The sequence below is a fragment of the Komagataeibacter sucrofermentans DSM 15973 genome, assembly GCF_040581405.1.
In the GTDB taxonomy this organism is placed as follows: Bacteria; Pseudomonadota; Alphaproteobacteria; order Acetobacterales; family Acetobacteraceae; genus Komagataeibacter; species Komagataeibacter sucrofermentans.
This window is the reverse complement of the sequence record NZ_CP137157.1, coordinates 746999-770830: the sequence shown is the minus strand read 5'-3', so window position 1 is coordinate 770830 and position 23832 is coordinate 746999. Positions and strand designations below refer to the sequence as shown.

Here is a 23832-nt window from a genome sequence, read left to right as displayed (position 1 = left end):
CAATTATGGCAACAAGAAGGAGATGGTAACGGTTTCGTGTTATAACAATATCTGAGATGCTGTTTTGATGCGCATACCTGCATTCAGGCCAGCCGCAGCCGCGCGGGCGGCACAAGGCCGAGCGCATGCGGAATGGTCCAGATCTCATGCAGGGTGCGCACCTTGCGAAAGCCCGCCCGCAGGTAATTGGGCAGGGCGCGCGGATGATCGGCCGAGCAGGTATTGACCCTGAGCACGGCAGGCCGCAGCCCCCAGGCCCGCACCACCATGTTGTGCAGGAAGGCCTGCCCCACCCCGCGCCCGATCCAGGCAGGCAGCAGGCCGAAATAGGCGATATTGACATCAGGCCCGTAACGGCTGTCGAGTTCGCAGAAACCGGCAGGCTCATCGCCATCATAAAGCACATGCACGGCAATGCCGGGGCCCGAGAGCAGGCGGGCAAGCTCGGCATCGGGCATGACGCGGCGCAGCCACCAGCAGTAATCCTGCCCCACCGCATCATACAGGGCGCGGTACCACGCCACCCCGGGGCGGAAGGTCTGGCGGATGCTGTAGCCCGGCGGCAGCGCGGGGGGGATTCCTGGTGGCGGACGGTCCATGCACAGGAACGTCACATCCACCCCGATCCGTGTTCCACCCCCATCCGGCTCGTCGCGGCTGGGGGCACATGGAACCCCAGTTATCATCAAGGAACGAGCGCAGCTTGCGGCTCCGGCTCGGGTGCTTGAGCTTGCGCAGCGCCTTGGCCTCGATCTGGCGGATACGCTCGCGGGTGACGTTGAACTGCTGGCCCACTTCCTCAAGCGTGTGGTCGGTGTTCATGCCGATACCAAAGCGCATGCGCAGCACGCGCTCCTCACGCGGGGTGAGCGAGGACAGCACCCGCGTCGTCGCCTCGCGCAGGTTAGTCTGGATCGCGGCATCAAGCGGAATGACGGCGGCCTTGTCCTCGATGAAATCACCAAGGTGGCTGTCTTCCTCATCGCCGATCGGCGTTTCGAGCGAGATCGGCTCCTTGGCGATCTTGAGCACCTTGCGCACCTTCTCAAGCGGCATGCCCAGCTTCTCGGCCAGTTCCTCAGGCGCGGGTTCGCGCCCGATCTCGTGCAGCATCTGGCGCGAGGTGCGCACAAGCTTGTTGATCGTCTCGATCATGTGCACGGGAATACGGATGGTGCGCGCCTGATCCGCGATCGAGCGGGTGATGGCCTGCCTGATCCACCACGTGGCGTAGGTGGAGAACTTGTAGCCACGGCGGTATTCGAATTTGTCCACCGCCTTCATCAGGCCGATATTGCCTTCCTGAATCAGGTCAAGGAACTGCAGGCCGCGATTGGTGTATTTCTTGGCGATCGAGATCACGAGGCGCAGGTTGGCCTCGATCATTTCCTTCTTGGCGCGCGCCGAATCCCGCTCCCCGCGTGAGACGGTGGCATAGACACGGCGAAACTCGCCCACCGGCAGCCCGGTTTCCTGCGTAAGCTCGGCCACCTGGTTGCGCAGGCGGATCACCGTCTCGGCATGCTTGGCCAGGAAGTTCTTCCACGACTTGGCAGGCAGGGTGGCGACCATGTCCATCCAGCCCGGATCGAGTTCGCGGCCACGGTATTTGAGCAGGAAGTCATCACGCGAGACGCGGGTGCTCTCGGCAAGGCGCAGCATGCGGCCTTCGAGGCCGTTGAGGCGCTGGAAGATTTCCTTGAGGTGCTCGACCAGCACCTCGATGCGGGCATTGTGCAGGTGAACCTGCTGCACCTTGCCCACCAGCTCCAGGCGCAGCTGCTCGTAGCGGGCTTCCTCATCGGCGGAGATTTCGCTGCCTGCGGTGAATTTTTCCAGCCGCTCGGCCTGCACCTTGTGCAGCGCCTCGTACAGCGCCTCGACTTCCTGAAACTGCTCGAGGATCTCGGGCTTGAGCTTTTCTTCCAGCGCGGAAAGCGACAGGCCTGCGCCTTCGCCCTCACCCTCGCCTTCGCTCTCGCTTTCCTCGGTCTCTTCCGCCTCGTTGCCTTCGTTCTCGGCAAAGGCGCCCTCGCCCTCGGCGGCCTCGGCCGGGTCGTTGCCGCCCGCCTGCATGGCCTCGAGGTCAACGATGTCGCGCAGCAGCATCTCACCGGCCTTGAGCCGCTCATGCCACGAAATGATGGCGCGGAAGGTCAGCGGGCTTTCGCACAGGCCGCCGATCATCTCGTCGCGGCCCGCCTCGATGCGCTTGGCGATGGCAATCTCACCCTCACGCGAGAGCAGTTCGACCGAACCCATCTCGCGCAGGTACATGCGCACCGGGTCATCGGTGCGGCCAAGGCTTTCGGTATCGACGTTACCGGCGGCGGGTTCCTCGCTCTCGGTTTCTTCCTCGGCGGTGTCGTCGCTTTTGGTTTCAGCGGCGGGAGCGGCCTCGGTGTCGTCGTTATCCTCGTTCTCGACCACCTGCATGCCCATCTCGGACAGGGCGGCCATCACATCCTCGATCTGCTCGGAGGACATCTGGTCCTGCGGCAGGACGGCGTTGAGTTCGTCGAACGTGATGTAGCCGCGTTCCTTACCGCGCGCGATCAGTTTCTTTACGGCGCCGGACCGGGTGTCCAGCAGGGTTGTATCGTTGTCCTGATCCCCTGAAGCCGTGTCCGTACCCGTGGCTGTCTTTGTCGCCATGCCCGATCAATCCCTACCCAGCAAATCCGTTTACACGCGTGCGCCCAAACCAGCCCGCGCACAGGGGCCGCGCCCTTTCCCCGTCCCCTTCGCGCAGCGGGACAGGATACGGCCAATCATACCGTTTTCATCTGCATTTGTCTGGTGCAGGTGGTCGATAACATGGTCGAAGTCAAGGGCACGCGCCCTCCATTTCATTCAATCGGCCCATTTTCCGCCTCATTCCTCCTCCTCGTCACCACCGCGACGCAGGGCGTCGAGGGCGATGAGGCGGGTGCGCAGGCTGTTCCATTCCGCCTCATCGGGCGTGCCCGCGCACAGGCGCTCGGTATCGGCGCGCAGTTCGGCGGCGAACCGCTCCACGTCAAGCAGGGCGTAGAAATGCCACCACTCCTGCACGGGGTCGGTGTCGAACAGGTCGGCATCCGCCGCAACACCGCGCCGCCCGCGGGTGGCGTCCACGCGCTGGCGCACATCGGCCAGGCCTGCGGCCGCCAGCCGGGCTGCGAGTTCATCCGCATCGGGCAGTTCGCCATTGCGGTCATATAGCTCAAGCAGTTCCTCGCGCAGGGCCGCGAGATCGGGGGGGAGTTCAAGGCGGCAATAGGCATCCTGCACCGCATCGAGCACGCGGGGCTGTTCGAGCAGGATGGCGCTGAGAATGCACTGGCGCTGCAGGTCGGCGGCCATGGGGGCGACCGGCGCGGTGGCCACGGGCACCCTTTTCGTGCCGCCGCGCCCATCGCGGCGGAAGGTCTGGAAAAAGCTGTCAAGCAGGGTCGAGCGGTATTCGGCGGCCAGCGTCTTGTCGGGTATGAGGGCCGCCACCGCCACGAGCTTGCGCCGCAGGGCCGCGCGCTGCTCGGGGCCGGGGTCGCGCACGCCCTCGCTCATCAGCCCGAACAGCACCTGCCCCATCGGGCGCGCGCCCTCGATCATGGCGGCCATGGCGGCACTGCCATGGCGGCGCACGAGGCTGTCGGGGTCTTCGCCTTCGGGCAGGGTACAAAAGCGCAGCGTGCGCTCGACATTGAGCAGCGGCAGGGCGGTTTCCGCCGCCTTCACCGCCGCGCGCTGGCCCGCGCCATCGCCATCGAAGCACAGCACCGGCGCGGGTGCGACCTGCCACAGCGCCTCGAGCTGCTCGGTGGTGAGCGCCGTGCCCAGCGGGGCGACCGCGCCATGAAAACCTGCCTGATGCAGCGCAATCACATCCATGTAGCCTTCAACCACCAGCAGTTCCGCCCCTGCCCCGCTGCCACGCACGCCCTCGCGCGCGCGGTCGAGGCCGAACAGCACCCGGCGCTTGGAGAAGACCGCGGTCTCCGGCCCGTTGAGGTATTTGGGCTGGCCATTGCCCAGAATGCGCCCGCCAAACGAGACCAGCCGCCCACGCCGGTCGCGGATGGGAAAGGTCACGCGGTTGAAGAACAGTTCACGCTGGGGGGCGCCACTTTCATCAGCGCGCATGACCCCTGCATCACGCAACATGGCGGGCGTGATGTCGAGCTTGGCCATTTCGGCCACCAGTTCGCCCCGTCCGGCCCCCGACCAGCCCAGGCCGAAGCCAGCGATGGTCTCATCGGTCAGGCCACGGCCGTGGAGGTAGGCCAGCCCCTCGCGCCCCTCCGGCTCATACAGCCTGCGCTGCCATGACTGCTGCACGGCCTCGAGCACATCGCCCAGCGTGCGGGCCTGCTCGGCGCGTTCGCGCTGCACCGGGTCGGGCCTGGGCATTTCCATGCCCGCTGCCGTGGCCAGTTCCTCCACCGCCTCGGGGAAGGAGCGGCCCTCGCTCTGCATGACAAAGCTGATGACATCGCCATGCGCCTGGCAGCCAAAGCAGTGGTAGTGGTCATCATAAATGTAGAACGATGGCGTCTTTTCCCCGTGGAAGGGGCAGCATGCCTTCCAGTATTTCCCCGAGCGCACCAGCTTGGTGCGCCGCCCGATCACGGGGGCGATGGGCGTGCGGGCACGCAGTTCGTCAAGGAATGCGGGGTCAAGCGCCATCGTAACCGGGCTCCGGCGCGATCAGGCCGAGAGCCGCGCGCGCACCACGGCGGAGGCGCTGGCCGGGTTCAGCGCCGCGCCAAACTGCTCCTTCAGCGCCGCCATGACCTTGCCCATGTCCTTCATGGAGGTGGCATCGGTGCGCTCGATGGCTTCGCGCACGGCGGCCTCGATGGTGGCGTCATCGAGATCGGGGGGCAGGTAGTCGCGGATGATGGCGATCTCGGCCTCTTCCTTGTCGGCCAGTTCGGGGCGGCCGCCCTTGATGTACATCGCCGCCGATTCCGTGCGGGACTTGATCATGCCGCGCAGCATGGAAATCACGGCCTCATCGCTCACCTGGTCCTCGCCCTTGGCGCGACCTGCGATATCGACATCCTTCAGCTTTGCCGTAATCATGCGGATGGTGCCGACCTTTTCGCTCTGGCCAGCCTTCATGGCGGTTTTCAGGTCATCCATGAAACGTGCGCGCAGGGACATGCTGTCAACTCCTCTGCCCGGCGGGAGGGCACGATGCCCCCTTGCATGCCGGGAATAATTTTCCCAATGTCTCGGTGTAAGGATATGTGGGAATTTTCTTCCCAATTACCAGAGACGCTGTTAGGCAATACTCCCGGAAGGGACATCATCCAATGCCGATGACGATAGAAAGTATTATCGAACGCCTTGGCGGGGCCGAACAGGCCGCGAAGCTGGCTGGCGTCAGCACCGAGGCCATTCGCAAATGGCGGCAGGCCCGCGCCATTCCGCCCAAGCACTGGACCACCGTGCTGCGCGCCACCGGCCTGTCACTGTCCGACCTGCAACCCGATACAGAATCCGACCGACCGGAGCCCCCGATGAGCACGTCAAACCCGATCGCACCGGCCGAAAGGCCCAAAGCTGCGACAGCCGCCCTGATCCTGGCCGATGGCACCATCCTGTGGGGGCGCGGATTCGGCGCGTACAGCACGGAGCGCGCGCTGGGCGAGATCTGCTTTTCCACCGGCATGACCGGCTACCAGGAAACGCTGACCGACCCGTCCTTTGCAGGCCAGATCATCACGTTCACCTTTCCCCATATCGGCAATACCGGCACCACGCCGGAGGATGATGAAGCCACCGCCATCAACGCCCGCGCGCTGGTGGTGAAGGAAGACCTGACCGCGCCCGCCAACTGGCGCGCGACCGAATCGCTCGACGCGTGGCTCAGGGCGCAGAACGTGCCGGGCATCTGCGGCATCGACACCCGCGCCATTACGCGCCGCATCCGCGAAGGTGGTCCGCAGACGGCCATCGTGGCCTACCCGGCAGATGGCAAATTCGACATCCCCGCCCTGCAGGCCCAGGCCCGCGCCTGGCCGGGGCTGGAGAGCATGGATCTTGCGCGTGAAGTGACCTGTGCCAAGCCCTATGGCTGGAGCGAAGGCGTGTGGCAGTGGCCGCATGGCACAGCCCCCCTGCCCGCCAAGCGCCGCAAGGTGGTGGCCGTTGATTACGGAGCCAAGCGCAACATCCTGCGCTGCCTCGCCTCGGCTGGCTGCGACGTGACCGTGGTGCCCGCCACCGCGACCGCCGAGGAAATCCTGGCACTCGACCCTGCGGGCGTGTTCCTGTCCAACGGGCCGGGCGACCCGGCGGCAACCGCCGCCTATGCCGTGCCCGCCATCAAGGGCGTGCTGGAGGCCGGCAAGCCGGTATTCGGCATCTGCCTTGGCCACCAGCTTCTGGCCCTGGCGCTTGGCGCGAAAACCTACAAGCTGGCACGTGGCCACCGTGGGGCGAACCAGCCGGTCAAGGACCTTGAAACCGGCAAGGTGGAAATCACCAGCCAGAACCACGGTTTCGCGGTGGATGACAAATCGCTGCCCGCCGATGTGCGCGCCACCCATACCAGCCTGTTTGACGGCTCGAACGAGGGCATCGCCACCAGCCGCTACCCGGCCTTCTCGGTGCAGTACCACCCCGAGGCCAGCCCCGGCCCGTCAGACAGCCACTACCTGTTCCGCCGTTTTGTCGATCTGATCGACACCACAACCAAGACCGCGTGAAAGCCGACCCGACATGCCCAAACGGACAGACATCAGCTCCATCCTGATTATTGGCGCCGGCCCGATCGTAATCGGCCAGGCGTGCGAATTCGACTATTCCGGCGCACAGGCCTGCAAGGCCCTGAAGGAAGAAGGCTACCGCGTCATTCTGGTCAACTCCAACCCCGCCACGATCATGACCGATCCGGGGCTGGCGGATGCGACCTATATCGAGCCGATCACCCCGGAATTCGTCGAGCGCATCATCCTGCGTGAAAAGCCCGATGCGGTCCTGCCCACCATGGGCGGGCAGACGGCGCTGAACACCGCCATGGCGCTCGACAAGTCCGGCTTCCTCAAAAAGCACAATGTCGAGCTGATCGGCGCCAATGCCGAAGTGATCGACCGTGCCGAGGACCGCCAGAAATTCCGCGAGGCGATGGACGAGATCGGCATCGAGAGCCCGCGCAGCCTGATCGCCCATACGCTGGATGAGGCCCGCGCGGCCCTTGCCACCGTGGGCCTGCCCTCGGTCATCCGCCCCTCCTTCACCATGGGCGGCTCGGGCGGCGGCATTGCCTATAACAAGGAAGAGTTCGACCGCATCGTCACCTCCGGGCTTGATGCCTCCCCCACCACGGAAGTCCTGATCGAGGAATCCGTGCTGGGCTGGAAGGAGTATGAGATGGAGGTCGTGCGCGACACGGCTGACAACTGCATCATCATCTGCTCCATCGAGAACATCGACCCGATGGGCGTGCATACCGGTGATTCCATCACCGTCGCCCCCGCCCTGACCCTGACCGACAAGGAATACCAGCGCCTGCGCGACATGTCGCTGGCCTGCCTGCGCAAGATCGGGGTGGAAACCGGCGGCTCGAACGTGCAGTTCGGCATCAACCCGGTTGATGGCCGCGTTGTGGTGATCGAGATGAACCCGCGCGTGTCGCGTTCCTCCGCGCTTGCATCGAAGGCCACGGGCTTCCCCATTGCCAAGATCGCGGCCAAGCTGGCGGTGGGCTACACGCTTGATGAACTGACCAACGACATTACCGGCAGCACGCCCGCCTCGTTCGAGCCCACGATCGACTACGTGGTGGTCAAGATCCCGCGCTTTACGTTCGAGAAGTTCCCCGGTACGCCTGCCCTGCTCTCGACCAGCATGAAGTCGGTTGGCGAGGCGATGGCCATTGGCCGCTCCTTCCCCGAGGCGATGCAGAAGGGCCTGCGCTCGATGGAAATCGGGCTGGCGGGTCTGGACCCGGTCGAGGCGCCGGGCGATGGCGGGCCGGATGCCTTCCGCGCAGCGCTTTCGCAGCCGCGGCCCGAGCGCATCCTCATGGCCGCCCAGGCCCTGCGCGCGGGGCTGAGCGTTGAAGACATTCACGATGCCTGCCGCTTCGAGCCGTGGTTCCTGCGCGAACTGGCCAAGATCGTGGCTGCCGAGCACGCGGTAGTGCGTGACGGCCTGCCCGAGGATGCCGACAGCCTGCGCGCGCTCAAGGCCCTGGGCTTCTCCGACATCCAGCTTGCCCGCCTGTCGGGCACGCAGGCCGATGAGGTTGCGAAGCTGCGCGAAGGCCGGGGCGTGACCCCGGTGTACAAGCGCATCGACACCTGCGCCGGTGAGTTCGCATCGCCCACGCCCTACATGTATTCCACCTATGAAGGCGGATACGGCGTGCCGGAATGCGAAAGCAGGCCTACGGACCGCAAGAAGATCGTCATTCTTGGTGGCGGGCCGAACCGCATCGGCCAGGGCATCGAGTTCGACTACTGCTGCGTCCATGCCGCCTACGCCCTGCGCGAGGCCGGTTTCGAGACGATCATGGTCAACTGCAACCCCGAGACCGTCTCGACCGACTATGACACGTCGGACCGCCTGTATTTCGAGCCGCTGACCGCCGAGGACGTGATCGCCCTGATCCGCCGCGAGCAGGAGAATGGCACGGTTCTGGGCTGCATCGTGCAATATGGCGGGCAGACCCCGCTCAAGCTGTCGCACGCGCTAGAGGCTGCTGGCATTCCGCTGCTCGGCACCCCTGCCGATGCGATCGACCGCGCGGAGGACCGCGAGCGCTTCCAGGCCATGCTGCACAGGCTCGGCCTGCGCCAGCCCGCCAACGGCATTGCCCGCAGCCCGGCGGAAGCCGAGGCCGTGGCCGAGAAGATCGGCTACCCGGTCGTGGTCCGCCCCTCCTACGTGCTCGGTGGCCGTGCGATGGAGATCGTGCATGACCGCGCGAGCCTGCAGCGCTACATGCGCGTGGCGCTGCAGCTTGCAGGCGCGGAAGTGGCCAACGGCCCGGTGCTGATCGACCACTACCTGAACGACGCGATCGAAGCCGACGTGGACTGCATTGCCGATGGCAAGGAAGTCTATGTTGCAGGCGTGATGGAACACATCGAGGAGGCGGGCATCCATTCGGGTGACAGCGCCTGCTCGCTGCCGCCCTATACGCTCTCGCCCGCCATCGTGACCGAACTCAAGGCCCAGACCGAGGCCATGGCGCGTGAACTGGGCATCGTGGGCCTGATGAACGTGCAGTACGCGATCAAGGGGCAGGAGATCTTCGTGCTCGAGGTCAATCCCCGCGCCTCGCGCACCGTGCCTTTCGTGGCCAAGGCGACCGGCGTGCCGGTGGCCAAGATCGGCGCGCGCGTCATGGCTGGCGCGAAACTGGCCGAGTTCCGGCTCGATGACCGCGCCGTGGCCCCGCATGTGGCGGTGAAGGAGGCGGTGTTCCCCTTCAACCGCTTCCCCGACGTGGATACGATCCTCGGCCCCGAGATGCGCTCGACGGGCGAGGTCATGGGGCTTGATGCCTCGTTCGAGCGGGCCTTCGCCAAGTCGCAGCTTGCAGCGGGCGTGAAGCTGCCGCTTTCGGGCACGGTATTCCTGTCGGTGCGCGACAGCGACAAGGCCGCCGTCAAGTCGATTGGCCGCCTGCTTGTCGAGATGGGCTTCAAGGTCGTGGCAACCCGCGGCACCGCCAAATACCTGCGTGAAGCAGGCGTTGCGGTGGACGTGATCAACAAGGTGCTCGAAGGCCGCCCCAACTGTGTCGATGCCATCCGCTCGGGCGAGATCCAGATGGTCATCAACACAGCCCAGGGCGCGCAGGCAGTGAGCGACAGCTTCGACATCCGCCGTTCCGCACTCACCCACGGCATTCCGCACTACACCACCATTGCGGGAGCGCGGGCCGCGACGCATGCCATTTCGGCCATGCGCGAGGGGGTTCTTGAAGTCGCGCCGCTTCAATCCTATTTTAAGGGATCATTCTGAGCGCATCGCCACAACGCGGGTGGTCTGCCGGTCCCTGGGCTGGCAGGCTACCCGCGTTGTATTACTGGCGATATGCCCGGACACAGCAACCAACCGTCAGTTGCGGAAACTGACCTTCACCTCGGGGACAAACCTTGCAGAAATTTCCGATGACAGCCCCCGGGCTCGAACGGCTTGAAGACGAACTGCGCAAGCTCAAGAGTGAAGAACGCCCCGCGATCATACGCGCCATTGCCGAAGCGCGGAGCCATGGCGACCTTTCGGAAAACGCGGAATACCATGCCGCGCGTGAGCGCCAGCCCTTTACCGAAGGCCGCATTCAGGAACTTGAGGAAATCGTCTCCTCCGTGGAGGTGATCGACCCGGCCTCGCTCTCGGGCGATCAGGTCAAATTCGGCGCGCGCGTGAAGCTGGTGGATGAGGAAACCGACAAGGAAGCCACCTACCAGATCGTGGGCGTGTACGAGGCCGACATCAAGCAGGGGCTTCTGTCCATCTCCTCGCCGCTGGCCAAGTCGCTGATTGGCAAGAGCGTGGGCGACAGCGTGTCCGTGCCCGCCCCCGGCGGCGACCGGACCTACGAAATCCTGGAAGTTACCTACGGCTAGGCCATAAACCCGTGATCACGCTTGAAGATATCACCGCCGCCGCAAAGCGGATAAAGGGGCGCGTGCTGCACACGCCCACCATACCGTGCCAGACCCTCTCGCGCGCGACCGGCGCGGATATCGTGCTCAAGCTCGATAACCTGCAGGCGGTCGGCTCGTTCAAGGAGCGCGGGGCGGCCAACAAGCTCGCCCTGCTCACCCCGCGTGAGCGTGAACGCGGCGTGATTACCGTATCAGCAGGCAACCACGCGCAGGGCGTGGCCCGCCATGCCTCGCTGCTCGGCATTGACGCGGTGATTGTCATGCCGCGCTTCACGCCTGCCGCCAAGGTTACGCGCACCGCCGCCTGGGGCGCCACCGTGGTGCTTGAAGGCGACAACTTCGCCGAAGCCACGGCACATGCCAACATGCTGTGCCAGCGCGAGGGGCGCGTGTTCGTGCACCCCTATGACGACCCCGAGGTCATGGCCGGACAGGGCACGTTTGCGCTCGAACTGTTCGAGGATGCGGGTCCGCTTGACACATTCGTCTGCCCCATTGGCGGCGGTGGCCTGCTTTCGGGCTGTGCCGTGGCCGGGCGCGCGCTCCAGCCGGGCATGGACATCATTGGCGTGCAGGTGGAAAACTTCTCCTCGCTCTCCGGCTTTCCCGGTGATGAGGTGATGCCGCCGGGCGGTGCCACCATCGCCGAGGGCATTGCGGTGCTGCAGATCGGCCGCCAGCCGCTCGAGATCATTCGGGAACTCGTCTCCAGCGTGCTGGTCGTGCCGGAAAGCGCGATCGAGACCGCTATCACCATGCTGGCTGAAGGGGCCAAGCAGGTGAGCGAGGGCGCGGGGGCTACAGCCCTTGCCGCCGTGCTGACCTACCCTGAACTGTTCCGGGGCAAGCGCGTGGCGCTGCCCATTACGGGCGGTAACATCGACAGCCGCATCCTGGCCAACACCCTGCTGCGCTCGCTGCTGCGCGACGGACGGCTTTTGTGCCTGAAGATGGAGATTCCCGACCGCCCCGGCGTGCTGGCCGACATCTCGCGCAAGATAGGCGATGAGGGCGGCAACATCATCGAGGTCTCGCATCAACGCCTGTTCACCACGCCCAGCGTGCAGGCCGCCGAGCTTGAAGTGATGATCGAGGCGCGTGACCCCGAGCATGCCCGGGCACTCGAAGCTGAACTGGCCAAGACCTATATCGTGCGGCGCGCCTGAGCGCCGCACGGGCCGGAAACATGCTGTGCAATTCACTTCAATCCGTCATCGCGGATTATGACGATTGTAAAATCACTCTATAATATACAATCTTACATACCTAAATAACGAATAGCTTCCACTGTAGGCGCACCAAGCGCCTACAGTGAGAAAAAAAATATAGCCTATTATTTTCGATGATCGAATAATTAATGAGCCGGTGGCTGAGGTATATCCTTGTAGTTATATACTTCCCCATCAGAATGCAAAACAACATCATTACTTTTGATATGTTCAATGTATTTTGAATCTACATTATAGCCCAGCATGTCGAGAACCAGATATTTTGTGAAAAGAGACGTATAGTAATTTTCATAATTACGCATGTCGTTGGCTGTTTTACAATATTCATTATTTTTATCTATTATGAATGCCGGAATCATATATTGGTCATAGCCACCAAACTGTATGCCATGCCCCTGATTAACAATTTCACCATGGTCGGATATATAGATGAGTGTGTATTCACCCAGTTTTTTATCCGCCATATCAATGATCTGCTGCAGGATCCGGTCTGTCCGGTGAATGCTCTGATCATACGGATCGGCATGAGGCAGGCTGTCTATATCTTCCTGCGTGCGGTCATCGGCGTAGCTCTCATGACTACCCATGAGATGTATGACAAAAAACTTTTTATCAACCTGCTCGCCAAATTTTTCCTTTACTACAGGCAACAGGGATTCATCTCGCCACGTCACATGACTGACAGCGTTATTATAGTCTTGCCGCGTTACATAATCACTGAATTCAGAAATATATCCAAAGGTTCGCGAATATTCACCCCGCCCTGGCTGAGAGGCAATCCAGAATGTTTTGTAACCATTATCTTTGGCAAGTTCGATGATATTCTTTTCTGAATAGAGTTTCTCTTGATGCTCTGGCTCAAAAAATGACACGAGCATGGGTACGGCCTCGCGCGTCATGTTGGCGGCAGAATGAGTGTGTGGCAGGACACATATCCTGTTGTCATTTATCAGTTTCTGCATGTTCGGGGTCGTATTCTCGGCTTTGTAGCCATAATATGTATGACGACTGGCAAAAGCGCTTTCCCCTATGACCATAATAATGTTTTTGCGTCGTCCCTCATTTTTACCGATTACTGCCGGATCTATTTTAGTATGGGGTACGGCTGGACGGTTTTCCTGACTACACCACATGCCTACCGAATAGATCAGTTCCCCAAGGATGCCAGGTATAAACCGCTTGAGGTAATAGGCTCTCTCGACAATATTGTGCCTATTCCGTTCTTTATTTATGCTTGTACCGTTTTCCCATGCATAATATAAGGGATGAACCATACTTAACATGGAAACGAGCAGAAGCAACGGACGAAAGCGGTTACATTTCCATGTTATAAAAACCAGCAATGCAACAAAAACCACGATAACAAATGGCATTAATATATTAACCGAGGTCATCATCGATAATGCCTGATGAATATTCGTGCCAGCGATAGCCTGCATCATGGATTTTGTAACAAGACCATATCTCAAAGAGGTATAGTAATAAAGTAAGCTAAAAATAACAATTAATGGGACCGTTATTGACGAAACAACTTTCCCCATTGCCGCAAGAAAACAAATTAATAAAATATATTTATCTTCAAAATGAATAGGTTTATACGATCCATCATGATGGGACACATGCTTGTTAATGAAATAGAATAAGATGGAAAAAGAAAATATGTAAATATTACTTTTATCACTTATTAAGTTTTTTATATGTTTAGTTAAAATAACAAGATTCATTATTATACACACCCCCCTTTGTTTTCATGAATATAATTTTTTTATAAACGTACTTTTATTTATCATAAGGAAATTAGATCCCACAAGCAGGAGAAATTATTTTTAATTTGTAAAATTATGTAATCCAAATTTATATATGTAGACCTTACTATTCCCGCTATTGACCAGCGCGATATGCTCATCTCGGGTGTGGATGAGACAAGGTGCAGGGCAATAACGGAACCCTGCCTACTCCGCCAGCGCACGCTGCGGCGTGTCCCCGGTTAGCGGTGGCGTATTTGAAGGTTACGCTTTTTTGATGCGTGTGCAGCGTGTTTCACCAGCTTTGGGGAGAACGGACTGATGCAGCGATATGATTTGCGGGATGCCCGCTAAGAACCGATACAAAAACCTTTTTCCGGTCAGGACGGGCATGTTGGCGGCACCGCTGCAGACAACTGCCTGTTTGCGGAGGCCTTATTGCATCGTTATCGCGAACGCATCAACACCGCGCAGACGCCCTCAAAAACAAGGAGCGCAGATCAGTGCCTGAACATGGCGCTGTTCGAGCACTTATTTCGTACCGAACAGGCGGTCGCCCGCATCGCCCAGGCCAGGGCGGATATAGCCATGCTCATCCAGTCCGCGATCAATGGCGCAGGTTACGATCCGCACATCGGGGTGCACCTTGCGCAGGCATGCCACCCCTTCGGGCGAGGCGAGCAGGCACACGAACACCATCTTGCCGCAGCCAGCCTGCTTCAGCCGATCAATGGCGGCCACGGCGCTGTGGCCCGTGGCCAGCATGGGGTCGACCACAAGGCAGATGCGGTTGCCAACATCATCGGGCAGTTTGAGGTAATATTCGACCGGCTCCAGCGTTTCGGGGTCGCGATACAGCCCGACATGGCCAATACGCGCCGAGGGCACAAGGTCGAGCAGCCCGTCGAGAATGCCATTGCCCGCGCGCAGGATGGAAACAAGGCACAACTTCTTGCCCGCCAGCCGCCGGGCCTCCATGCGCTCCATGGGAGTGTTTATTTCCACCGGCTCAAGCGGCAGGTCGCGCATCGCCTCATAGCCGAGCAGCAGGCTGAGTTCACGTGCAAGTCGGCGGAATTCCCCGGTCGAGGTCTGGCGTTCGCGCATCAGCGTCAGCTTGTGCTGCACCAGCGGGTGATCGACAACAACAACACCCGCATCATGCGAGGTGGCAGGCTCGGTCATCTTGCTTCCTTCTAGAATTCATAAAAGTTCAATGGGCACCGCCTTTTTTCACAAAGGCAGCGTCGTTCGAAGCTTTTGGAAAAAAGCTTCTCCAGAAACTTTTTTGGCCTGCTTTACGCAGCACCGTCACGCGGCACGAATGTCAGGGCCAGCCCGTTCATGCAATAGCGCAGGCCCGTGGGCGGCGGCCCATCGGGAAACACATGGCCCAGATGCCCCTGGCAGTGCGCACAGTGCACCTCCGTGCGGGTCATGCCGTGGGTGGTATCGGTGGCGGTGCCCACCGCGCCGGGTATGGCCTCGAAAAATGAGGGCCAGCCGCTGCCGCTTTCATATTTCGTGCCAGAATAGAACAGCGGCGTGCCACAGCCCGCGCAACGATATTCCCCAGCACGCTTTTCATTGTTCAGCGGGCTGGAACCGGGGCGCTCGGTGCCGTGTTCGCGCAGTATGCGCAACTGCTCGGGGCTCAGGCAGCCGCATGATGCGCCTCCCTTGTTTGCGGGATCAGACATGGCTGCTTCCTTCCTTGGCCATAGAGGCATTTGACGCTGAACGCTTTTAGGGCATCATGCCACACAAAATAAAACAGGGAGAAAATAACCCCATGAACGACCATGAAACAGTGAACCGGCCGCTCCGCCCCGTCATGCTGGCAGTGCTTGATGGATTCGGCTGGCGCGAGGATGACGCTGATAACGCGATCAGGGCCGCCCGTACCCCCGCTTTTGATAAATTATGGGCGACCGGTCCCCACGCCTTCCTCAAGACCTGCGGCGAGGACGTGGGCCTGCCGGATGGCCAGATGGGCAATTCCGAGGTTGGCCACCTCAATATCGGCGCAGGCCGCGTGGTCATGCAGGAACTGCCGCGCATCAGCACGGGCCTCGCCGATGGCACGGTGGCGAACAGCGCCGTGATGCAGGACTTCATCGCAGCGCTCAAGAAAACCGGCGGCACCTGCCACCTCATGGGCCTCGTCTCGCCCGGTGGCGTGCATGCGCATCAGGACCATGCGGTGGCCCTTGCCCGCATTGTGCGCGCGGCGGGCGTGCCGGTGACCATGCACATCTTTACTGATGGCCGCGACACCGCCCCGCAATCGGGGCACGGCTATGTGTGCAAACTGCTCTCGGCCCTGCCCGAGGGCACCCGCATCGGCACCGTGTCAGGCCGCTATTACGCTATGGACCGCGACCGGCGATGGGAGCGGGTGGAGAAGACTTACAACGCCATCGTGGCCGGTGAAGGCCCGCATGCGGGCGATGCGCTCGATGTGCTCGACAAGGCTTATGAGGCGGGCACGACCGATGAGTTCATCATCCCCACCGTCATTGGCGAATATGGCGGCATGCGTGATGGCGATGGGGTGCTGAGCTTCAACTTCCGCGCCGACCGCATCCGCCAGTTGCTCGATGCGCTGCTCGAGCCGGGTTTCGAGGGCTTTACGCGCGCGAAAGTGGTCAATTTCGCTGCCGTCACCGGCATGACCCGCTACAGCGACCGGCTGGCCGAACTGATTACCGTGCTCTTTCCGCCGCAATCCCTGCATGACCTGCTTGGCGATGTGGTGAGTGCCGCGGGACTGAAACAGCTGCGCATGGCCGAGACGGAAAAATACCCGCACGTCACCTACTTCCTCAATGGCGGGCGCGAGGCACAGCTTGCGGGCGAGGACCGGATCATGGTCCCCTCCCCCAAGGTCGCGACCTATGACCTCCAGCCCGAAATGTCGGCCTCCGAACTGACTGACCGCGCGGTGGAGGCGATCGGCAGCGGCAAATACGACCTGATCGTGCTCAACTTCGCCAATGCCGACATGGTGGGCCATACCGGCGTGCTCGCCGCCGCCATCAAAGCGGTCGAGGCGGTGGATACGGGGCTGGGCCGCATTGCCAAAGCCATCGAACACGCAGGTGGCGCATTGCTGGTCACCGCCGATCACGGTAATGCGGAAACCATGTTCGACTCCGAAACCAACGGCCCCCATACCGCCCACACGCTCAACGTGGTGCCCGTGGTGCTTGCAGGTGGCCCGCAGGGCATGGAACTGCATGATGGCCGCCTGGCCGATCTGGCGCCCACGCTGCTGCAACTCATGCACCTGCCCCAGCCCGCCGCCATGACCGGGAAGTCGCTGCTGGATGGGCCTGCGCCATCCTGACATCACGCCTGCATTCCCAAGCCCGCTGGCCGGTCCGCCTGGCCAGCGGGTTCCTGCTTTCATGCGCAGCACATGCACCGGCCGGGGCAGTGCCTGCCCATGCGGGGGTCAGCACGCCCCATGCCCATGCGGGCCATGCCACGCACACCACGGCCCATGCCCCCACGGCCAGCGAGCAGCGCATCCGCCAGCAGCTCGAGGCTGCCCGCACCGCGCATGAAAACCTGCTGGCGCGCGAGCAGCAGCAAGCCCATGACCTCGAGGCCCGCCGCAGGGAAGAGCAGCAGGCCCGCGAACAGGCCCGCGCGGATGCTGAAAAAGCCGCCAGCCTGTCCGCCGCCACGGTGGACGCCACCGCCCGGCTCCAACACACCGAGCAGCAGGCTGCCGATCTCGATGACCGGATTGGCGACCTCCATGCCGAGCAGGCGGCCCTGCGCCAGCAGCTTGCCGCCCAGATTGCCCGCCTCGCCCCCCTGCTGCCGCTGGCCGAGCGCCTGTCGCTTTACCCCGCCGACACATTGCTGGCCGTGCCCCTGCCCGCTGACCGCGCCGTGACCGGCCTGCTTGTGGTGCATGGCATGATGGCCGACATCGCCCGGCAGGCCCGCGCCATACATGACCGCCGCGCCCGCCTGCTCGCGCTTGATGATGAACTCGGCCGCCAGCAGCAGCAGATGCGCCAGGTCGTAACCCAGCGTGAAACCCAGCGCGATGCGGTCAACCGCGCGGCCCACGCCGCCCTTGAGGCCCAGCAGCGCTCGAATGCCGCGGCCCAGAGCGCAACCCAGGCGGTAGAAGACGCCGCCCGTCGCGCCTCAAGCGTGCAGGACGCCATCACCCGCATCGAGGAAACCGAGGAACAGGCCGAAAAAAACCTCGAACAGGCCGCCCGCGCCGCCGAGCGCGCGCATAACATGCAGGCCGCCACCGCCGCCCGCCGCCAGGCGCATGAAATGGCCGATGGCGCGGGCCCCGGCATCAGCACCACCAACGCCAGCGCGGGCGCGCCCGTGGCGGGCACGGTGCTGACCGGCTGGGGCCACCCGACCGAAAGCGGACCTGCCACCGGCATCACCTACGCGCCGCCTTCACGCGCAAGCGTGCGCGCACCATGCACGGGACGCATTGATTTTGCCGGGCCGTTCCGTACCTATGGCCAGATGATGATCCTTGACTGTGGCAAGCACTACCGCTTCGTACTGGCGGGACTGGGCGAAATCGCGGTGGCGGCGGGCCAGCAGGTCAGCCGCGGGGCGGCGGTCGGCCAGATGCCGCAATGGAGCGGCGGCGGCTCAAGGCCGACCCTGTTCGTGCAGTTGCGCCACGGGGGGAGCACGGTCAACCCGGCGCCATACCTGTAATGGCGCGCAAGGCGGTTTTATCCCAGCACGGGTTCGGTATATGCTACCGACCCGTGACGGATGGGCAAGACCACGTTACAACGCAACGCGAAGATTACGTGCAGGCCTGCCGGAGCATGGCGGCGGGCATCCAGGAGACAACGACGCATGAAATTCCGTAATGGCCTGCTGATCGGTTGCGCCTTTCTTGCAGGGATCGTGGCGGCCCCGCAGATTGCCCACTATTCAGCCAGCAGGTGGGGCGGCTTCGCCCCCATGGCCCATGCGGCAGATGCTGTTCCCAAGGATGACAATTCCCCTCAGGAAATCGAACAGCTCATGTTCCTGTTCGGTTACGTGCTGGAGAAGGTGAAGGCCAATTACGTCGAGCCGGTCTCGACGCGCGACCTCATCACCAACGCGCTCAACGGCATGCTGAGCGGGCTGGACCCGCACTCCTCCTACATGACCGAGAAGCAGTTCTCGGACCTGCAGGTCCAGACCAAGGGCTCCTTTGGTGGCCTCGGGCTGGAAGTTCAGGGCGAGGACGGGCACGTGCGCGTGGTCTCCCCCATTGATGACACGCCCGCCGCCCGCGCGGGCATCAAGCCCGGTGACTTCATCGTGGCGATCGATGGCAAGAACATTGATGGCCAGCCGCTCGATCAGGTCGTGACCCGCATGCGCGGCAAGCCCGATACGCGCATCACCCTGACCCTGATCCGTGAAAAGACGCCCAAGCCCGTCATCGTCACGCTTACGCGCGCCATCATTCCGCTGCAGGTCATCAAGTCCGCGCTGTATGACAATATCGGTTACATCCGAATCGCGCAGTTCAACGAGGAAACGCAGTCCGGCCTGATGGCAGCCTATAAAAAGCTGCAGGCCCAGACCCATAACAAGATGGCGGGCCTGATCATCGACCTGCGCTCCGACCCCGGCGGCCTGCTGACACAGGCGATCGACGTGGGTTCCGACTTCGTCCGCAGTGGCGAGATCGTTTCCACCCACGCCCGCCATGCGCAGGACAGCCAGCGCTGGGATGCGCATAATTCCGACATTACCGGCGGCCTGCCCATCGTGGTGCTGATCAATGGCGGCTCGGCCTCGGCCAGTGAAATCGTGGCCGGTGCGCTGCAGGACCACCAGCGCGCCGTGCTGCTCGGCGAGAAGACCTTTGGCAAGGGCTCGGTGCAGACCATCCTGCCCATTCCCGGTGAAGGCGCCATCCGCCTGACCACAGCGCGTTACTACACGCCATCGGGCCGTTCCATTCAGGGGCTGGGCATCATCCCCGACATCCCCGTGCGCGAGGCGCATGATGATAGCGGCTACAGCATTCACGAAGCCGATCTTGCGCACATCATCAAGAACCGGGGCGGCAATACGGCCCAGCCGCCCACGCGCACCGATCTGCCCGCCATAGCCAAGACCATCCCGACCCAGCCGCCCGCAAACTGGCCGGAATTTGATCCGACCAAGCCCACGACCGACTTCCAGCTACAGGAAGGGCTGCGGGTCGTGCGCTCCATGGCCGGGCTGCCGGTGCCGCCCGAGCCGCCCGCAACCCAGCCCGGCAAGGCGCCTGCCACCGCCGCGGCAACACCAGCCCCCAAGGCCGCGCCGCCTGCCGCCACATCACCCACAGCCCCTGCGGCCACGCCGGATGCACCACCGCCCGCAACCCCTGCCCCGCCGCCCGCACCGGCAGAAAAGCAGGCCCCTGCGGCGGCCCCGGCCACGCCTGCGGTTCCCGCAGCACCCGCTCACCCCTGACCGTGCCGGAAGGCCTGCCTTCATGACCAGCCAGACCACCCTGCCCTACCGCCCCAATGTGGGTGCGCTCGTGTTCAACCTGCGCGGGCAGGTGCTTGTCGCCCGCCGCACCGACATGCCGGGCGCGGGCGGCCCACCGGATGAAGGCGTGTGGCAGTGCCCGCAGGGCGGCATTGATGCAGGCGAAACCCCGCAGGTTGCCGTTCTGCGCGAACTGCATGAGGAAATCGGCACCGACAGGGCCGAGATCCTGGCCGCCTACCCCGAATGGCTGAGCTACGACCTGCCTGCCCACCTGATTGGCAAGGCGCTCGGCGGTCGCTACCGGGGGCAGACGCAGCAGTGGTTCGCCCTGCGCTTTACCGGGCAGGACGGGGACATACGGCTGGATACCCACCAGCCCGCCGAATTCGATTTATGGAAATGGGTGGCGCTCGATCAGTTGCCCCACCTCAATGTGGGCATAAAAAAAGATATTTATGCCCGGCTTGCCGCCTATTTCGCGCCTTACGCCACCACGAGCTGAGGCATGAGGCCCGCGCGGGCCAGCGCCTTCCACGTTTTGCCACTGAGCAGCGGGGCGAGGCATAGCCCTGCGGCATCGGCAGCCGTAATCCAGCGCAGTTCGGCAATTTCAGCCGCGACCGTGGGCGTGCCTTCAAGCCGCCCGGTCCATATCCGGGCCTGCACGGTATAACCCGGCTCATTGGCGGCAGCCGCTGAGAAATCGCCCGCCAGTTCCGCCCCCACTGTCAGGGCGCAACCCAGTTCCTCGTCAATTTCACGCCGCAATGCCTGCTGCGGGCTTTCACCAGCCTCGGGCTTGCCGCCGGGCAGCATGAAGGCCGTGGTGCCGCGCTTGCGCACGACCAGCAACCGCTCTTGTTCAATAATCGCGGCGCAGACGACCCGGATTACTTTTGTCATGGCCTTTCTCCTGCCTGAAACGAATACAAGTTTCTGGGTGCCGCCTTCTTTCAAAAAGGCGGCGTTCTTTGAAGCTTTTTGCAAAAAGCTTCACCAAAAACTTTTATACGCTACTTGTCCCCGCCCTTGAGCGGCGACATGAGAAAGCAGAACGGCACGACCAGCATGCACCCGATGCCGAGGATCATGAAGACCTCGTTATAGGCAAGGATGGCCACCTGGCGCTGAAACTCCTTATACAGCCGCCCCATCGCCACGTTATTGAGCGCGCCCTGCGCATAGCCACGCATGACCGCAACACCCCGGCTCTGGGCGAGGTATTCGTTAAAGGGCTGATGGTAGGGTGTCATCCAGTGCACCATCTGGTTCTGGTGCGCCTGACGCAGTTCCGTCACCATGGCCGTCGCGCCCGAAATGCTGAGCGAGCCCAGCACGTTACGCGCCATGCTGAACAGCGCCGAGCCATCAGCGTTCAGGCTGCGTGGTAAGGTGGCGTAGGTAATGGTCGAGATCGGCACGAACAGGAAGGCCATCGTGCCCGTCTGGCTCATGCGGAACAGCACCAGGTGCCTAAAATCAAGGTCAGGCACCAGTTGCGCCGACCAGATCATGGATACACCCATCAGGAAGAAGCCCAGCGCGATGATATAGCGCAACTGCACGTATTTCATCGCAATGCCCACCAACGGGATCAGCACGATCACCACAATGCCGCCGGGCGAGAGGATCAGCCCCGACAGTGTTGCGGTATAGCCCATGATCTGCTGCGAGAACTGCGGCACGATAATGGCCGAGGAATAGAGCAGCGCGCCCACCGCCCCCATCAGCCCGGTGCCCACGGCAAAGTTGCGGTCCTTGAACACCCGCAGGTCCACCGCCGGGTTCTTGGCCCGCAGCAGCCAGATGATGGCGCCCCCTATGCCGAGAACAGCAAGGATGGCCATGGTGACGATAATGCGCGAGCCGAACCAGTCCTCGTCCTCGCCACGGTCAACCGCCACTTCAAGGCAACCGAAGCCGATGGTGATCAGCCCGATGCCCACGAAGTCGAGCGGCGCGTGCTGCTTGCGCGCCCATGGCGGATCATCAACCATGATCGAGACCGCGATGGTGGCAAGGATGCCCACCGGCACGTTGATGAAGAACACCCAACGCCACGAATAGTTATCCGTAATCCACCCGCCCAGCGACGGGCCGAGCACGGGGGCCACCACGGTGGCGATCGCCGTCAGGCCAAAGGCCGCGGCCCGCTTGTCGGGCGGAAAGGTGTCCAGGATGATGGATTGCTGGTTGGGCTGCAGCCCGCCGCCAAAGAAGCCCTGCATCAGGCGGAACAGGATTAGCTCGGGCAGGCTCGTCGCAATGCCGCACAGGAACGACGAGAGCGAGAACATGGCAATGCAGATCAGGAAATAGCGCTTGCGCCCGAACAGCTTGCCCAGCCAGCCCGATATGGTGAGCACGATGCCGTTGGCCACCAGATAGGAGGTGAGCGTCCATGTCGCATCATCATAGGTGGAGGACAGGCTGCCTGCGATATGCGGCAGCGCCACGTTGACGATGGTGGTATCGAGAATTTCCATGAAGGCGGCCACCGTCACGACCACGGCGATCAGCCATGGGTTGTGCTTCGGTTTCCAGCCCGCGCCATCCGCCGGGGCCGCAGGCGCTGCCTGCGCGCTCATTCCGTATGGACCGTAGGCTCAACCGACAGCCCGAGGGAGAGCGGCAGGTCAGCACGCAGCCCCTCGTCGATCAGGATCTTGACCGGCACGCGCTGCACGATCTTCACGTAGTTGCCGGTGGCGTTCTCGGGCGGGAAGGCGCTGAAGGTCGCCCCGGTGCCAAGCTGCAGCGAGTCAACATGGCCCTTCAGTTTCAGGAACGGGTAGGCATCAATCGCGATATCAACCTTCTGGCCCGGACGCATGTGGGTAAGCTGCGTTTCCTTGTAGTTGGCCACGACCCATATTTCCGGCTCGACCACGGACACGACCGTCTGGCCTGCGGTCACATACGTGCCGCGCTCTATGTTGCGCTGCGAGATCCAGCCATCATGGGGCGCGCGGATGGTGGTCCATTCCACGTTCAGTTCCGCCTCGCGCAGCTTCGCCTCGGCCTGTGTCAGGGTGGCCTGCTGCTCGCTCACGCGGGCCTCGGTGCTGGCAATGTTGGGGATGACGGGCAGCGCGGTTTCAAGGTTGCCCTGCGCTTCAAGCACCTGCGCCTTGGCCGCGTTCAGCGCCGCCGTGGCGTAATCAATGTTCTGCTGCGATGTCGCCTCGCGGGTTACGCCATGCTGGCGGCGATAATCGGTCTCGGCCCTGAATTCCTGCGCCTGCGCCTGCTGCAACTGGCCCTGCGCCACCATGAGGTGACCGGGGAAGTTCTTTTTGGCCACTTCGGCAAGCAGGGCATAGTTCTGCACCTGCGCGCGCGCAATATCGACGGCAGCCGCCGCCTGGTCACGCTGGGCGCGCCAGTTGCGATCATCGATACGGGCAATGATGTCGCCCTGATGGACGAACTGGTTGTCGTTCACCAGCAGTTCGGTCACGTAGCCGGACACATGGGGGGCCACCGCCACGGCGCGGCCCGCGGTGAAGGCGTCATCGGTTTCCACCTCGTTGCGGTGCAGGAACCAGTAAAGCCCGCCCAGTATCACCACCACAACAACAAGACCGATCAGGATCAGCTTGCGGCGCGGCGATACTTCCTTTTTCTGCTTGTCCTGTCCGTCTTCAGGTGCCTTGCCTTCGTCCGCGGCCATCTGCTTCCCTCATCATCCTTGATTGCAGCCCCTGATCCTGTCATCTCACGCATTGACCGAACGGGTCGGTCAATCCA

At 62.5% G+C, this 23832-nt stretch carries 17 protein-coding genes and 1 pseudogene; 8 read left to right on the top strand and 10 right to left on the bottom strand.

Going from position 1 to position 23832, the window contains the following annotated elements; all coding sequences use genetic code 11:
* Positions 1 to 83 precede the first annotated feature (83 nt).
* The 4 genes and pseudogenes from R5N89_RS03605 to R5N89_RS03590 all read right to left on the bottom strand — a co-directional run bounded on the left by R5N89_RS03605 (position 84) and on the right by R5N89_RS03590 (position 5148).
* Positions 84 to 686 (bottom strand): GNAT family N-acetyltransferase, encoded by a 603-nt coding sequence (locus R5N89_RS03605; protein WP_110567289.1) that lies wholly within the window; start codon positions 684 to 686, stop codon positions 84 to 86.
* Positions 679 to 2655 (bottom strand): annotated as a pseudogene (gene rpoD / locus R5N89_RS03600) (RNA polymerase sigma factor RpoD); the annotation flags it as partial. The gene R5N89_RS03605 and the pseudogene rpoD, both read right to left, overlap by 8 nt.
* Before the next feature lie 219 nt (positions 2656 to 2874).
* The gene (gene dnaG / locus R5N89_RS03595) at positions 2875 to 4668 is read right to left on the bottom strand and encodes a DNA primase (protein WP_110567287.1); all 1794 of its coding nucleotides are present in this window, start codon (positions 4666 to 4668) and stop codon (positions 2875 to 2877) included.
* A 21-nt stretch (positions 4669 to 4689) separates the two neighbouring features.
* The gene (locus R5N89_RS03590) at positions 4690 to 5148 is read right to left on the bottom strand and encodes a GatB/YqeY domain-containing protein (RefSeq protein ID WP_110567286.1); all 459 of its coding nucleotides are present in this window, start codon (positions 5146 to 5148) and stop codon (positions 4690 to 4692) included.
* Positions 5149 to 5300: 152 nt separating this feature from the next.
* Here R5N89_RS03590 and carA point away from each other — a divergent pair, with 152 nt between their 5' ends.
* The 4 genes from carA (at position 5301) to R5N89_RS03570 (ending at position 11782) form a co-directional block, all read left to right on the top strand.
* Entirely contained in the window at positions 5301 to 6698 is a 1398-nt protein-coding gene (gene carA / locus R5N89_RS03585) for a glutamine-hydrolyzing carbamoyl-phosphate synthase small subunit (RefSeq protein WP_110567285.1), read from the top strand.
* Between the two features lie 13 nt (positions 6699 to 6711).
* Positions 6712 to 9966, top strand: a complete 3255-nt coding sequence (gene carB / locus R5N89_RS03580) for a carbamoyl-phosphate synthase large subunit (protein WP_110567283.1) — start codon at positions 6712 to 6714, stop codon at positions 9964 to 9966.
* Between the two features lie 134 nt (positions 9967 to 10100).
* Positions 10101 to 10574, top strand: coding sequence for a transcription elongation factor GreA (gene greA / locus R5N89_RS03575; protein WP_354680695.1), 474 nt, complete (start codon positions 10101 to 10103; stop codon positions 10572 to 10574).
* Positions 10575 to 10585: 11 nt separating this feature from the next.
* Positions 10586 to 11782 (top strand): threonine ammonia-lyase, encoded by a 1197-nt coding sequence (locus R5N89_RS03570; protein ID WP_110567281.1) that lies wholly within the window; start codon positions 10586 to 10588, stop codon positions 11780 to 11782.
* A 188-nt stretch (positions 11783 to 11970) separates the two neighbouring features.
* On the opposite strand, the gene R5N89_RS03565 is transcribed toward R5N89_RS03570, so the two are convergent.
* The 3 genes from R5N89_RS03565 to msrB form a co-directional block, all read right to left on the bottom strand.
* Positions 11971 to 13569, bottom strand: coding sequence for a phosphoethanolamine transferase (locus R5N89_RS03565; protein ID WP_110567279.1), 1599 nt, complete (start codon positions 13567 to 13569; stop codon positions 11971 to 11973).
* A 552-nt stretch (positions 13570 to 14121) separates the two neighbouring features.
* Positions 14122 to 14775, bottom strand: a complete 654-nt coding sequence (upp, locus tag R5N89_RS03560; protein ID WP_110567277.1) for a uracil phosphoribosyltransferase — start codon at positions 14773 to 14775, stop codon at positions 14122 to 14124.
* Positions 14776 to 14888: 113 nt separating this feature from the next.
* Positions 14889 to 15290: a peptide-methionine (R)-S-oxide reductase MsrB gene (gene msrB, locus R5N89_RS03555; RefSeq protein WP_110567275.1), complete on the bottom strand. Its 402-nt coding sequence runs from the start codon at positions 15288 to 15290 to the stop codon at positions 14889 to 14891.
* A 92-nt stretch (positions 15291 to 15382) separates the two neighbouring features.
* Between msrB and gpmI the strand changes: the two genes are divergently transcribed.
* From gpmI to R5N89_RS03535, 4 genes are all read left to right on the top strand, one after another.
* Positions 15383 to 16939: a 2,3-bisphosphoglycerate-independent phosphoglycerate mutase gene (gene gpmI / locus R5N89_RS03550; RefSeq protein ID WP_110567273.1), complete on the top strand. Its 1557-nt coding sequence runs from the start codon at positions 15383 to 15385 to the stop codon at positions 16937 to 16939.
* Positions 16940 to 16977: 38 nt separating this feature from the next.
* Positions 16978 to 18303, top strand: a complete 1326-nt coding sequence (locus R5N89_RS03545) for a murein hydrolase activator EnvC (RefSeq protein WP_373320438.1) — start codon at positions 16978 to 16980, stop codon at positions 18301 to 18303.
* 147 nt (positions 18304 to 18450) lie between these two features.
* Complete coding sequence (locus R5N89_RS03540) at positions 18451 to 20058, top strand: S41 family peptidase (protein ID WP_110567268.1); 1608 nt, start codon at positions 18451 to 18453, stop codon at positions 20056 to 20058.
* Positions 20059 to 20080: 22 nt separating this feature from the next.
* Positions 20081 to 20584: an RNA pyrophosphohydrolase gene (locus R5N89_RS03535; protein ID WP_110567266.1), complete on the top strand. Its 504-nt coding sequence runs from the start codon at positions 20081 to 20083 to the stop codon at positions 20582 to 20584.
* Here the strand turns inward: R5N89_RS03535 and R5N89_RS03530 are convergent.
* The 3 genes from R5N89_RS03530 to R5N89_RS03520 form a co-directional block, all read right to left on the bottom strand.
* Positions 20566 to 20985: an NUDIX domain-containing protein gene (locus R5N89_RS03530; RefSeq protein ID WP_110567264.1), complete on the bottom strand. Its 420-nt coding sequence runs from the start codon at positions 20983 to 20985 to the stop codon at positions 20566 to 20568. The two genes, R5N89_RS03535 and R5N89_RS03530, sit on opposite strands and share 19 nt — an antisense overlap.
* Positions 20986 to 21095: 110 nt before the next feature.
* Positions 21096 to 22670, bottom strand: a complete 1575-nt coding sequence (locus tag R5N89_RS03525; protein WP_110567262.1) for a DHA2 family efflux MFS transporter permease subunit — start codon at positions 22668 to 22670, stop codon at positions 21096 to 21098.
* Entirely contained in the window at positions 22667 to 23755 is a 1089-nt protein-coding gene (locus tag R5N89_RS03520) for an HlyD family secretion protein (RefSeq protein WP_110567260.1), read from the bottom strand. Before R5N89_RS03520 ends, R5N89_RS03525 begins: the two co-directional genes overlap by 4 nt.
* Positions 23756 to 23832: the final 77 nt, after the last annotated feature.

What these genes read in the sequence shown, in the direction of transcription:
- gpmI (WP_110567273.1), top strand. Translation starts at nt 15,383, where the DNA reads ATGAACGACCATGAAACAGTGAACCGGCCGCTCCGCCCCGTCATGCTG.
- R5N89_RS03605 (WP_110567289.1), bottom strand. Translation starts at nt 686, where the DNA reads ATGATAACTGGGGTTCCATGTGCCCCCAGCCGCGACGAGCCGGATGGG.
- msrB (WP_110567275.1), bottom strand. Translation starts at nt 15,290, where the DNA reads ATGTCTGATCCCGCAAACAAGGGAGGCGCATCATGCGGCTGCCTGAGC.
- R5N89_RS03520 (WP_110567260.1), bottom strand. Translation starts at nt 23,755, where the DNA reads ATGGCCGCGGACGAAGGCAAGGCACCTGAAGACGGACAGGACAAGCAG.
- R5N89_RS03565 (WP_110567279.1), bottom strand. Translation starts at nt 13,569, where the DNA reads ATGAATCTTGTTATTTTAACTAAACATATAAAAAACTTAATAAGTGAT.
- R5N89_RS03530 (WP_110567264.1), bottom strand. Translation starts at nt 20,985, where the DNA reads ATGACAAAAGTAATCCGGGTCGTCTGCGCCGCGATTATTGAACAAGAG.
- R5N89_RS03540 (WP_110567268.1), top strand. Translation starts at nt 18,451, where the DNA reads ATGAAATTCCGTAATGGCCTGCTGATCGGTTGCGCCTTTCTTGCAGGG.
- carA (WP_110567285.1), top strand. Translation starts at nt 5,301, where the DNA reads ATGCCGATGACGATAGAAAGTATTATCGAACGCCTTGGCGGGGCCGAA.
- dnaG (WP_110567287.1), bottom strand. Translation starts at nt 4,668, where the DNA reads ATGGCGCTTGACCCCGCATTCCTTGACGAACTGCGTGCCCGCACGCCC.
- upp (WP_110567277.1), bottom strand. Translation starts at nt 14,775, where the DNA reads ATGACCGAGCCTGCCACCTCGCATGATGCGGGTGTTGTTGTTGTCGAT.
- R5N89_RS03535 (WP_110567266.1), top strand. Translation starts at nt 20,081, where the DNA reads ATGACCAGCCAGACCACCCTGCCCTACCGCCCCAATGTGGGTGCGCTC.
- R5N89_RS03525 (WP_110567262.1), bottom strand. Translation starts at nt 22,670, where the DNA reads ATGAGCGCGCAGGCAGCGCCTGCGGCCCCGGCGGATGGCGCGGGCTGG.
- carB (WP_110567283.1), top strand. Translation starts at nt 6,712, where the DNA reads ATGCCCAAACGGACAGACATCAGCTCCATCCTGATTATTGGCGCCGGC.
- R5N89_RS03590 (WP_110567286.1), bottom strand. Translation starts at nt 5,148, where the DNA reads ATGTCCCTGCGCGCACGTTTCATGGATGACCTGAAAACCGCCATGAAG.